Consider the following 12,154-nt stretch of genomic DNA (forward strand, 5'->3'; position numbering starts at 1 on the left):
GAGAATTTATGAAAAAACAAAATGATCATGAAGAGTTATTGACAGGTGGAAATGTCTCGAACGTATATCGTTCGGGAGATACGGTTCGCAGAGAGGTAAAGTCAGACAATATGAATATACAAAAGCTGCTAAAGCATTTAGAAAAGAAGAATTTCTCCTATGCTCCAAAGTTTTTAGGGGTTGATGAAAAAGGTAGAGAGATCTTGTCCTTCATTGAAGGTGTGGCCGGTCATGATCCCTTAAAAGAATACATGTGCTCTCACAATGCTTTAAAAGAAATAGCGAAAATGCTTAGACTGTATCATGATGCTGTTTGTGATTTTCCCATTTCAGACGATTGGGAACGAATGGACAATACGCCTAACAACATAGAGGTTGTGTGCCATAATGATTTTGCGATGTACAACATCATTTTCAAAGATAAAAACCCAGTGGGAATCATTGATTTTGATGTAGCTGCCCCTGGTCCAAGGCTTTGGGATATTGCATATACTCTCTATACTTGTGTCCCTCTCAGTAGGTTTTTTCGTACTGAAACAGGGGAGGTCGTAAATTATCATTCATTAGAGCATGCAGCCCATATAAAGTATAGAGTCAAACTGTTTTTTGAAGCTTATGGTGAGGAAATACCAGAAGATTATGTGGACATGGTGTTGCTGCGTTTAGAAGGTCTATGTCAATACATGAAGCGAAAAGCGAATGAAGGGGATAGAGCCTTTCAAAAAATGATTCATGACGGGCACCTTGAACATTATCAAAAAGACATACAATTCATTCATGAACACAGAAAAGAATGGATTTGAGGATGCCAAGGGTTTTATAAAAGAAAAAGGACAACTCATCTTTTTACTAGTTTCATGTGGATGTTACAATTGGTTATAATAGTTCAATAAAATGAATGTAAAGAGGCGGAGTTGTTACCTTGCAAATGAAGACGATATTACAGACTATTATTGAAGATGAGCGCTCACATGATTATCCGCTTTTTAGACAGTACTGTGTAAGAAAAGAACAGGGTCTGCGTAAAGATGCGTTAAAGGTTCTTCAGTCTTTTGTTGAAGAGATGAATAAGAATGAATTTACAGCACGGCGTTCATTTGTTGTTTGGCTGTTTGATTACATTGAACGTTTTGAGGATGGTCATCATTTGCTTGTGTATCCATTGGTACATGGGGTGATCCATCCTGTTATTCGAGAGTGGGAAAATATTGATCCAATGGATGTGAGACCGTATCGCTGGCAAGGCTTGTTTGTGCATCAGGGGGAAGAGCTGCCCTATTTATTGAAGGCATTAGAGATGGGAGGCAGCAAAGAGCAGCGAGTGATTGTTCAAATTTGCGAAACCTATTTCTCGGCTTTGTGGTATTCGTTTCATCATATACATGAAGATCTTTATTTAAGCACCTATGAGAAAGATCATGAGCGAATTCAAGGGATTCAAGATGTCATGAAACTGATCGAAGATAAAAATGTTCAAAGCAATGTTGAAAAACTAGCAGTCTACTATAACCAGCTTTTATCGGACTGGAAGGAATTTCAGCAGACGGAGACAAGAGGCTTTGTGAAATGGTGTGCGGATCGTAAGAAGCCCTATGAGTGGGTACAGACATTTTACTATCACCAATAGTTGTTTTTCATAAGAAAAAGGCTGGGGTCAACCCTGCCTTTTTTATTTATGCCATATTCTTTCTATTTCTACATGGTCTGGTTTAAAATATTTCAGGATGTAGACATCTGGATTGCTTAGTTGTTTCCACTCCTTGAATCCAATTGCAGGATCGGCGTGTTTTAGAAGCAGGCTCATAATATTGCCATGAGTGGCGAATAAAGTATGATCTCTTCCTAATTTTATTTGTTTATAGAGTGCCTCTACAATACGATTCATCGCTTCTAGGCTCGACTCTCCGCCTTCACAGGTCATATGCAAGTCCGAAAAACTGAGCTTTAGTTTTTCATACCAATCCTTCATTGGTTGACTGCTTAACCTACGTTCAGAGAGACGTTTGTCAATTTGTACCTTTATTTGTTTGGCATAAGCAAGGGGCTCAGCGGTTTGAATCGCTCGTTTATAAGGACTTGAGATGATGTGGTTGAGCTGAATGCCGGAAAAAAACTGTTCGAGTTCATGCGATTGTGTGATGCCTTGAGGCGTTAAAGACGCATCCTCGGATTGTCCATCTGCTTGACAGTGTCTGACGAAATAATATGTCTTCATAGGGGGTACACCTTCCTCTAAGTATAAAAAAATCATCCAATATTGGATGAGGGTTCACGAAAGTTTAGGTTCTATTTGTTCGTGTCTGCTTCTTTGTATGGATCTATCAGTTTTGAGGTTAGGTCTAAGTTGAACAAAAAATCATCTATGGTGTCTGTGCCAAAGGGAAGGGTGGAAAAATTAATTGGGATGCTGTCTTCTTGCGTATCTGAAGTAATCGGCTGTTTGTGCTGCTTTTTTCTCCAGTTCTTAAACAAGCGCATGTGAGGCCCCCTTTTCTAAAAAAAGATGGATTTATACATAATATACGGGGAGAGTTGTCCGAGCGTCAATTGTTTTCTTCAAAAGGATTTATTACATTTGTACGGAAAGAGCCACAGCTAAGTGCGGATCTTTCCGTGTTTTGACATGGCACGGTGTATGGCTTGTTGTACCTTTCGTTCGCATCTGATGTTGTATGGCTTCTTATGGAGTTTACTCGTCTTAAATTGACCAATTACACGGCGGACTCCTTGATCATTTAATAACGCTTGAAACCAGCTGTATTTTTTTAGCTGTGCTGCATTTCGTGATATATCATCTTCATCTACCTGTAAAAAAGGGATATACAGAGCAAGATTGAAGATGTCTAAAATGAATCCCATATTACCGGCCCCCTTCATATCGTTTATTACCTTTAGAAAGGGGAATGGTTCCATACAATTGGTTTTAAAAACAATCCCAGTGCATGAACCATTCTTTATTGTCTTTGTCGTAATAGAAATACATCGTGCCGTTATCACCAATCATGAACCGAGGTTTTTCTTCTGAAGCGATTTGTAGCATGAATTCTCCTGACATCTGGTGGGGAGGAGATTGGATGTAAGCCCCGTATCCACCGATTTTTGTGAACGAGTAGTTTGAGTAATGCTCGAAGAAATGATCTGTTGCTTCTTCACTTTCATTAACCTCTGATAAGTCAACGTATGACCAAGCTTCCTCCCAGCATGGATAATCCGGTTGTTCCCCTTCGAGCCACTCTATCTGGAAAGGCTTAATTCCTTTTACTTCTTCAGGGGTCTCAGCGATTTCTAATCCTTCCATTGATGAATATTCAATGAGTTTCCAGCCATCACCGTTTTTGGCGATATCGATCGGAAGGGTTTTCTTGTTGATGAAAATTTGAATCATCTTACATTCATCAAAGCCGTTCATTCCCCCTGGTACTTCGGGTAAATACATTTGTAAAATGGGAATCATAGCTCCATCTTGATCTGCCGGCCACCCTTTATCACGTTGGATGAAAAAATGACCAGCAAACCAGCTGTACTTAGAAGGATCAGGGCGAAACCCGCCTATTTTGGCTACAATAGGTGTTTTTCCTAGTTGATTTAATTCGTCAAAAGCTTTGATCTTCATTTATCCATCCCCCATTCTTTAGCCAGCAATGTGTGCATCTTGAAACGTTCCATTCATATTGCCAGAGACAATGATGACATGTCCCCAAAATAAATCTCCGTCATGATAGTAGGCTTCGAATTCTCCATTTGGATAAGCATGGAGGCTTTCAAGAGAGATGCGGCTGATAAATTGATCCGGTGTGATCTCTTCTGAATGTTCAGCGGAGTCGTCTTGTTCCTGCCAATCTTTTGCTAGTTCAATCAGCTGATTTGCTGCATATGACTTCATGGAGGCATCCCATGTTGTCTGTTCTACTACGAGTTGTCTAGCCGTTTTCAGAGAGTCATTCATTTCTTCCTCTTCTTCAAGATTGAAGTAAAGAAGGCACTCCTCATTGCCCCACTGTATGGTTGTTTCAAATAAGTCTAGTCCTTTCACTAATTCAAAGGTACCCAGCTTGTCATCGTGGTAAAAGATAGGTTGTTGAGCTTCTTCTAATATTTCTTGAAGTTCCTTATCTTCAGTATCTGTATCAACAAGTGAAACGAGCATAAATTCACCTTCACCTTTACGTACTTGAAGTGTGACGATAGATTCTTTATGTAATTGCGCTTGTTTTTCTCGTAATCCCTTTTCATCTGTTAACCAGCACAGTCTCACTTTTTCGTTTATGATGCGGTCTTTTTCCTTCCATGCAATGAGCGGGATTGAAGCAGTCCAAAGAGTCTCTTTTCCTGCTTTTCCTGCGCCGACTCCAGAAGGTCCTGTAACAGCCATGATGTCTATCACTTCTTCTGAGAATCTTTGTTCAAATATGTTGATTTGTTTGTTTGATTTCATAGGATGTCCCCCAGCTTGATTTATTTGATGGAGCTATACCTTTATCACACCGTACATTGGCAGGGGAAATCAAGCTTTTTTTGCTTAAAACTGTTTTTTAGGTTTGTGGCAACAGAGAGGATACATGGATTGCTGGAGGTTGAGTCACAATAAAAAAGCAAATCGGTTCGGATTTTGTATAAATTTGGCTAAGTGAGTCGAAAAGCCTAGGTGATTCTTCCTTTTCTTTATAATTACTTTGACACGATTAGATGAAAAAAGTAAAGTAGTACTGAGTGATTTACAAAACCTTCATCATTCTCTGAAACATGAAGCGGCAGTAAATTTAATGTAAATGGATATTTTTCCTTTTATTTACTCGTATTTTTTTTGAAACTTATGATGCTTCTTATTCGTTATATTAAAGGAGCACATGTAACCTGCGGAGAAAAGAGCATCGGAATGCTTGGTGCAGAAGATTTACATTTGCAAAATCAATGTAAATTTTTTATGATTTCATTTATATCAGATCGAAAATAAGAAAGAAGAGGTTTTATGAAAAAAATATTTGCGAACAAATATAGCTTTTTTGTTTTGGCTGTTCTTCTATTTTGGGCAAAATCGTACACAGCCTACAAAATGGACTTTAATTTAGGAGTGAAGGGATCTTTTCAAGAGGGTCTTCTCTTATTAAATCCATTCAGTTCAGCCATCGTGTTTTTAGGACTTGCTCTCTTTTTGAAGGGGCGTAAATCGGCCATTGTTTTAATTGTCATTGACTTTATTATGACCGCACTTTTATATGCGAATGTAGCGTACTATCGTTTCTTTGATGATTTTTTAACATTCCCGACAATGAAACAAGCCGGTAATCTTGGGGGAGGTATGACCGGTGGTGTGTTAGCAAGTATTAAGCCGCATGACCTTTTGTACTTCCTTGATATCATCATTTTAATTGCCATTGTCATTTGGAGACCAGAAGTGAAGAAGTTCCAAATGAAAAAAACTTTCGCACTGCTGATTGTGGCTGCAGGTGTTGGACTGTTCTTCGTTAACCTACACTTAGCTGAAAAAGATCGTCCAGAATTATTGACGAGAACATTTGATCATAAGTATATTGTGAAATATTTAGGTGTTTATAACTATGCGATTTATGACGGCGTGCAAACCGCACAAAATGCAACGCAGGTAGCAAATGCGAGTAGTGATGATTTAACGGATGTCGTGAACTATACGACCTCTCACTATGCGAAACCAAATGCAGAATACTTTGGTCAAGCAAAAGGAAAAAACATCATCAAAATCCATTTAGAAAGCTTCCAGTCATTTTTAATTGACTACAAGTTAAATGGAGAAGAAGTGACGCCGTTTTTAAACAAACTAGCTCATGGAAAAGAAGATTTTACGTATTTTGATAACTTCTTCCACCAGACTGGTCAAGGGAAGACTTCTGATGCTGAGCTCATGATGGATAATAGTATGTTTGGCTTGCCAGAGGGTGCAGCGTTTGTGACAAAAGGTGAAAATACCTTCCAATCACTTCCTGCCATCTTAGATCAAAAAGCAGGCTATACGAGTGCAGTGCTTCACGGGGATTATAAATCTTTCTGGAACCGTGACACGATTTATAAACATATGGGAATTGATCAATTCTTCGATGCATCTTATTACAACATGGATGAAGAAAACCTTGTAAACATGGGTCTGAAGGATAAACCATTCTTTAAAGAATCAATCCCAATGTTAGAATCAATGAAAAAGCCATTTTATGCACACTTAATGACATTGACCAACCATTATCCATTTAATTTAGATGAGAAAGATGCGACAATCGCTAAGGCAACAACTGGCGATAAAACAGTGGATAATTATTTCCAAACAGCGAGATACTTGGATGAGTCATTAGAACAATTCTTTAAGGACTTGAAAAAATCGGGTCTGTATAAAGACTCAGTGATTCTATTATATGGTGACCATAACGGTATTTCTGAGAACCATAACCGTGCAATGAGTGAGATTCAAGGGAAAGAAATTACGCCATATCAAAATGCACAAAATCAGCGTGTACCGCTCATGATTCGTATCCCTGGGAAACAAGGCGGCGTGAATCATACGTATGGCGGTGAAGTAGACGTGATGCCAACGCTTCTTCACTTACAAGGTATTGATTCAAATGAGTACGTGAATTTTGGAACAGATTTATTCTCTAAGAAGCATGATCAAACTGTTGCATTCCGTAACGGAAACTATGTGACACCAAAATATACCCTTGTAGATAATACGGTCTACGATACAAAAACGGGTAAAGTGGTGAAACAAAACAAAAAGACAGAAGCGATTAAAGCCCGTGTTGATAATCAGTTAAGCCTGTCAGATAAAGTACTGTACAGGGATCTTCTTCGATTCCATAAGCTATCTGATTTTAAACCAGTGAATCCATCTGATTATTTCTATGGTAAAACAAACAAAGAGACAGAAGAGGATTCTTCTGCTAACTAACTGAGTTTTGGGCAAGCACAGAAAGGTGCTTGCCTTTTTCTCTCTTACAGCTTGATTTGTTGGCAAAATATGTTTATATTTAGGGAGAAACAAGCGTGGCGTCAGCGGTCAGCTGGTGATAACTCATTTTGTCCTAGGGGATTTCAGGAGGAGCTTATGACAACAAATACAAAAACACAAAAAAAGAAATCAGAATTATGGGGCTGGATCAAAGCCATCTTAATCGCATTTATTGCTGTTTTTATCATTCGCAACTTTTTATTCGCACCGTATATTGTGAAGGGGACTTCTATGGAACCAACACTGCATGATACAGAGCGGGTGTTTGTGAATAAAACAGTCGATTACTTCGGCGATTATAAACGCGGACAGATCATTGTTCTTGATGGGGAAGACCGCAGTACTCACTATGTGAAACGATTGATTGGTTTACCTGGTGATAAAATCGAAATGAAAAATGACCAGCTATATGTGAACGGTCAAAAAGTGGCGGAGCCTTATTTAGCATCAAACAAAAAGAAAGCTGCCGCAGATGGCACCTTGTTGACACCTGATTTTGGTCCTCTTACAGTCCCTAAAGGAAAGTACTTTGTCATGGGTGACAATCGCCAAAACTCAATGGACAGTCGCAATGGTTTAGGTCTTTTTACAAAGAGTGACATTCAAGGGACAACATCATTCGTGTTTTATCCCTTCCAAGATATTCGCTTAATCAATCACTAATCAATAAGAAAAAGCACACAGGCGTGTGCTTTTTTTGTTTGGTTAAGACTGACTTTTTGAAATCGCCTGTTCTAGATCTGCCAGAATATCTTCAATCGCTTCTGTTCCAACAGATAAACGAATAAGTTCTGGTGTCACCCCTGTGGCTTTTTGCTCTGCTTCACTTAATTGCTGATGCGTTGTGCTGGCAGGATGGATGATGAGTGACTTAGAGTCGCCTACGTTTGCAAGATGTGAGAAAAGCTGAACCGAATCAATGAGTTTTTTTCCTGCGTCTTTGCCACCTTTAATGCCGAATGTGAGGATGGCACCTTGTCCTTTTGGTAAATAAGTTTGAGCCAGCTCAAAGGATTCATGGCCTTCAAGACCTGGATAGCTGACCCATTCTACAAGAGGATGATCTTGTAAAAATTGAGCTGTCTTCAATGCATTTTCACTGTGGCGTTCAAGGCGAAGATGCAATGTTTCTAAGCCTTGCAAGAGTAAAAATGAGTTGAATGGTGATAAAGCCGCCCCTAGATCACGTAAGAGCTGTACACGTGCTTTTGTGATATAAGCCGCTTCGCCAATCGCTTCTGTATACGTCAGGCCATGATAGCTTGGGTCTGGTTCAGTCAGGCCTTTGAACTTATCGCTATCACCCCAAGGAAACTTGCCGCTGTCGACGATGACTCCGCCAATGGATGTGCCGTGGCCGCCGATGAATTTCGTCGCTGAATGGACGACAATGTCTGCGCCAAATTCAATCGGTCTTAACAAATAAGGGCTGGCAAGTGTGTTATCCACAATTAGAGGGATATGGTGCTTGTGTGCAATGGCTGATACGGCTTCAATATGTAAAATGTCGCCTTTTGGATTTCCGATGCTCTCTGCATACACTGCTTTTGTTTTATCTGTAATGGCTGCTTCAAGTTCTTCAAGGTTTGAGGAATCCACAAACTTTACTGTTATTCCAAGTTTTTTCAAGGTATGCGCAAATAAATTATATGTGCCGCCATACAGACTGCTGGAGGATACGATTTCGTCACCAGCTCCTGCAATGTTTAAAATGGAGTAAGTGGTCGCTGCTTGTCCTGAGGAGACAGCAAGTGCACCAATTCCACCTTCAAGCTCAGCGATCCGTTTTTCAAACACATCATTTGTCGGGTTCATAATACGTGAATAAATATTACCGGGTTCCTGAAGTCCGAATAAATTCGCCGCATGCTCACTATCTCTAAAACCGAAAGAGCTTGTTTGGTAAATAGGTACAGCTCTTGAATAGGTGGCTGAATCCAGTTCTTGACCTGCGTGTATTGCTTTTGTTTCTAAACGAAATTGAAGTTCTTCTGACATGTGTGTATCCTCCTTTTGTTAGATAAAACCAACTACTTTAATAAGAAATATTTAATAAGACTATAAATCTTGTTTACTGCCCGGTCAATCATTTTTTAGATAAATCTGAAAAAACAATAAATATAGTTGACATGTCGGAATAGTATGTATTAACATAAGCATACTGAAAATACCAACAAAAATCGCTGATCGGTCAACCGAAGGCTCGTTCACTCAGGCATGAGTGAAGGGCCTTTTTTTATTTTAATCAGGAGGGAAGCTGAAGATGGAGAAAAAGAAAAAACGAAAAAAATACAGAAAACATTTGGATATCACGTTAGACATTTTGATTGAGCGGAACAAATATGAGATTTACAGCAATCAAGAACGAATAGAAGAAATTTACGATCGTATTGATGAAAAGCATACAAGGTCGAAATAACCATTTTATAAAATATAGTTGATTTATAGGAATAATATGATTTAGGATGGTGCTAACAACTCAATATGAATAGCTGATCGGACAACACGAAGGCTCTTATCTCTCTTTTGGGATAAGGGCTTTTCTGTGTATTTATCTGATGACAAGAGGAGTGAACTTGCAATGACTATTTCCATTGATATTGTGGATAAGTCTTTTTGGAAAGACAAACAAACCATTCAAGTGCTTGAAAACGTAAGGCTCACCATCGTTCCTGGTGAATTCGTGACGGTGATTGGTCCGAGCGGATGCGGGAAAAGTACATTGCTGAAGATGATTGGAGGCCTTGATACAGATTATGATGGGCAGATCGTGATAGGAGAAAGGCGTGTGGTAGAACCAGGAATGAAACAGGGCTTTATCTTTCAAGAGCATCGCTTGTTTCCATGGCTGACGGTCGAAGAAAATATCGCTGCCAATTTAAAACAGGTGGCTGTTCGCCGCAAAGTGGATGAATTAATTGAAATTGTTCGGTTAAAAGGTTTTGAACACGCCTATCCACATGAGCTTTCAGGCGGGATGTCACAACGTGTTGCTATTGCAAGAGCACTTCTGCGTGATCCGGAGATTTTATTGCTTGATGAACCTTTTGGTGCGCTAGATGCATTTACACGGAAACACTTACAGGATGTACTGCTGGATATTTGGCAGGAGAAAAGAACAACGATGGTGCTTGTCACTCATGATATTGACGAATCCATTTATTTAGCCAATGAAATTGTGCTGTTACAAGCAAGACCCGGCCGAATTCATAAAATCCTTCCCGTGAACTTACCATTCCCGCGGAATAGAACGTCAACAGCTTTTCAGAGCTTAAGACAAAGGGTGCTTTCAGAATTTGAGAAAACAGATGAGCTGTTACTGACGAATGGCTCAGGAATTTAAGGAGGTCAAATTGAATGAAAAGGCAAAAAAGGATCGTTCTCTTTCTGGGTATCCTCCTTGTATTAGCTGGGTGTGGTCAAGTAGCGAATGGATCAGAAGACAAGCCGAAAGAGATTCGGATTGGGCTTCAGCAAAGTCTAAGCCCACTTCTTTTAGCAAAGGAAAAAGGGTGGTTTGAGCAATCATTTGAAAAAGAAGGTGTGAAAGTCAAGTGGGTGGAGTTCCAAAGTGGTCCTCCCCAATTCGAAGGACTCGCCGCCAATCAATTAGATTTTTCACAGGTTGGTAATTCACCTGTTATAGCTGGTCAGGCAGCAGGTATTGATTTTAAGGAAATTGGTTTATCTCAGGATGGGTTAAAGGCGAATGGGATTTTAGTGAATAAGAACAGTGAGATTCAAAAAGTAGAAGATTTAAAAGGAAAAAAAATCGCCGTTGCCAAAGGAAGCAGTGGTTTTGACTTTTTATACAAAGTATTAGATCAGGCTGGTTTATCTGCAAAGGATGTTCAGATCATTCAGCTTCAGCCGGATGAGGCAATATCTGCGTTTGAAAATGGATCAGTTGATGCTTGGTCGATCTGGGAGCCGTTCTTATCACTTGAAACGATAGAAAAGGGAGCAAAGCTACTGGTTAATGGAGAAGCGACCGATTTATATTCACCTGGATTCACACTTGTCAGATCCAAGTTTGCCGATGAGTACCCTGAACTAGTGGTGCAATTTTTAAAAGTATATGACAAAGCGGTGAAATGGCAGAAAGACCATCAACAGGAAGCCATTACACTTTATGCTCGTTTGAAACAATTAGATCAGAAGGTGGTGACACAAGTATTAAACAATACAGAGCCGCTCAATGAGCCCATTTCTAAGAAGATCATAAACGCTCAGCAGCATACAGCTGATTTTCAATATCAAACAAAGGCGATTCAGCGGAAGATTGATGTCAATCAGGTGGTAGATAATTCGTTTATTGAAAAAATGCTGAAAGAGGAGAAGAGTTGATGAAAGCTGCATCTAACCCAGCCCTTGTGACTAAAACTGAGCGAATGAAGAAAAAAAGGAGAAAAGCTTCATCCTTCATCATGTTAAAAGGACTTGTATTACCTGCTTTACTCATTGCGATTTGGCAGGGAGCTGCTGCTTCCCAAATCGTTTCTTCTACTGTACTACCTGCACCCACTGTCATTGCGGAATCTTTTCGTGAGTTGATTCGTTCCGGTGAGCTGTTTGGCCATCTTTACATCAGTCTCTACAGAGCAATATGCGGGTTTTTACTTGGGGGAGGTTTAGGACTTGCGATGGGTCTGTGTGTCGGTTTTTCTAGGAAAACCGAGCAGTATGTAGATCCGACCTTGCAAATGCTGAGAACAGTTCCTCATTTAGCGGTGACTCCTTTATTTATTCTTTGGTTTGGTTTTGATGAATCAGCGAAAATTTTATTGATTGCACTTGGGGCTTTTTTTCCGATCTATATCAATACTTTTCTAGGAATTCGCAGTGTAGATAACAAGCTTTTCGACGTGGCTCGCGCTTTAGAGTTTAATCTGTATCAAAATATCACAAAGCTCATTTTACCTGCTGCCCTTCCTCATATTCTTCTGGGCGTGAGGCTTTCATTAGGCATTGCCTGGCTTGGTTTAGTGGTGGCTGAATTGATGGGGGCGAGTAGTGGAGTCGGCTACATGATTATGGATGCAAGACAATTCTCGCAAACGGATAAAGTGTTTGTAGGGATTATCATCTTTGCGGTAGTTGGTAAGATGACTGATTCATTTGTACGGCTGTTAGAAAAGCGATTGCTCAAATGGCGCATAAGTTATCAAGGTGAAAAATAAT

General features: G+C 39.7%; 14 protein-coding genes. 8 read left to right on the forward strand and 6 right to left on the reverse strand.

The genetic code is table 11. The features are described from left to right. Window positions 1-8: 8 nt before the first annotated feature. Window positions 9-803, forward strand: a complete 795-nt coding sequence (locus tag NSQ17_RS04595; RefSeq protein WP_212360758.1) for a phosphotransferase — start codon at window positions 9-11, stop codon at window positions 801-803. 119 nt (window positions 804-922) lie between these two features. After that, entirely contained in the window at window positions 923-1,627 is a 705-nt protein-coding gene (locus NSQ17_RS04600) for a hypothetical protein (protein WP_135009127.1), read from the forward strand. A 42-nt stretch (window positions 1,628-1,669) separates the two neighbouring features. Here the strand turns inward: NSQ17_RS04600 and NSQ17_RS04605 are convergent, their stop codons facing one another. From NSQ17_RS04605 to NSQ17_RS04625, 5 genes are all read right to left on the reverse strand, one after another. Then, the gene (locus NSQ17_RS04605) at window positions 1,670-2,215 is read right to left on the reverse strand and encodes a histidine phosphatase family protein (RefSeq protein ID WP_338704836.1); all 546 of its coding nucleotides are present in this window, start codon (window positions 2,213-2,215) and stop codon (window positions 1,670-1,672) included. 71 nt (window positions 2,216-2,286) lie between these two features. Next, on the reverse strand, window positions 2,287-2,478 hold the full coding sequence (locus NSQ17_RS04610) for a hypothetical protein (protein ID WP_024719924.1): 192 nt from the start codon (window positions 2,476-2,478) through the stop codon (window positions 2,287-2,289). A gap of 117 nt (window positions 2,479-2,595) precedes the next feature. Further along, window positions 2,596-2,859 carry a hypothetical protein gene (locus NSQ17_RS04615; RefSeq protein ID WP_135009125.1) on the reverse strand — a complete coding sequence of 88 codons (264 nt, stop codon included), beginning with the start codon at window positions 2,857-2,859 and terminating at the stop codon, window positions 2,596-2,598. A 64-nt stretch (window positions 2,860-2,923) separates the two neighbouring features. Then, window positions 2,924-3,613, reverse strand: coding sequence for a DUF1963 domain-containing protein (locus NSQ17_RS04620; RefSeq protein WP_047947338.1), 690 nt, complete (start codon window positions 3,611-3,613; stop codon window positions 2,924-2,926). Window positions 3,614-3,631: 18 nt separating this feature from the next. Next, on the reverse strand, window positions 3,632-4,435 hold the full coding sequence (locus tag NSQ17_RS04625; RefSeq protein ID WP_342467900.1) for a DUF2262 domain-containing protein: 804 nt from the start codon (window positions 4,433-4,435) through the stop codon (window positions 3,632-3,634). A 534-nt stretch (window positions 4,436-4,969) separates the two neighbouring features. On the opposite strand from NSQ17_RS04625, the gene NSQ17_RS04630 reads away from it, so the two are divergent. Together NSQ17_RS04630 and lepB are read left to right on the forward strand one after the other, a co-directional pair. Further along, window positions 4,970-6,913, forward strand: a complete 1,944-nt coding sequence (locus NSQ17_RS04630; protein WP_178929966.1) for an LTA synthase family protein — start codon at window positions 4,970-4,972, stop codon at window positions 6,911-6,913. 156 nt (window positions 6,914-7,069) lie between these two features. Continuing rightward, window positions 7,070-7,636, forward strand: a complete 567-nt coding sequence (gene lepB / locus NSQ17_RS04635; RefSeq protein ID WP_039170157.1) for a signal peptidase I — start codon at window positions 7,070-7,072, stop codon at window positions 7,634-7,636. 42 nt (window positions 7,637-7,678) lie between these two features. Here the strand turns inward: lepB and NSQ17_RS04640 are convergent, their stop codons facing one another. Further along, window positions 7,679-8,971 (reverse strand): homocysteine synthase, encoded by a 1,293-nt coding sequence (locus tag NSQ17_RS04640; RefSeq protein ID WP_019743963.1) that lies wholly within the window; start codon window positions 8,969-8,971, stop codon window positions 7,679-7,681. A 265-nt stretch (window positions 8,972-9,236) separates the two neighbouring features. Here NSQ17_RS04640 and NSQ17_RS04645 point away from each other — a divergent pair, with 265 nt between their 5' ends. The 4 genes from NSQ17_RS04645 (at window position 9,237) to NSQ17_RS04660 (ending at window position 12,153) form a co-directional block, all read left to right on the forward strand. Next, on the forward strand, window positions 9,237-9,392 hold the full coding sequence (locus NSQ17_RS04645) for an FbpB family small basic protein (RefSeq protein WP_034647783.1): 156 nt from the start codon (window positions 9,237-9,239) through the stop codon (window positions 9,390-9,392). A gap of 162 nt (window positions 9,393-9,554) precedes the next feature. Continuing rightward, window positions 9,555-10,316 (forward strand): ABC transporter ATP-binding protein, encoded by a 762-nt coding sequence (locus tag NSQ17_RS04650; protein WP_342467901.1) that lies wholly within the window; start codon window positions 9,555-9,557, stop codon window positions 10,314-10,316. A gap of 14 nt (window positions 10,317-10,330) precedes the next feature. Beyond that, on the forward strand, window positions 10,331-11,320 hold the full coding sequence (locus tag NSQ17_RS04655) for an aliphatic sulfonate ABC transporter substrate-binding protein (RefSeq protein WP_342467902.1): 990 nt from the start codon (window positions 10,331-10,333) through the stop codon (window positions 11,318-11,320). Window positions 11,321-11,364: 44 nt separating this feature from the next. Continuing rightward, entirely contained in the window at window positions 11,365-12,153 is a 789-nt protein-coding gene (locus NSQ17_RS04660) for an ABC transporter permease (RefSeq protein ID WP_342468082.1), read from the forward strand. The last annotated feature ends 1 nt before the right edge of the window (window position 12,154 follow it).

It is taken from the genome of Bacillus sp. FSL W8-0629 (assembly GCF_038593225.1).
GTDB lineage: Bacteria > Bacillota > Bacilli > Bacillales > Bacillaceae > Bacillus > Bacillus altitudinis.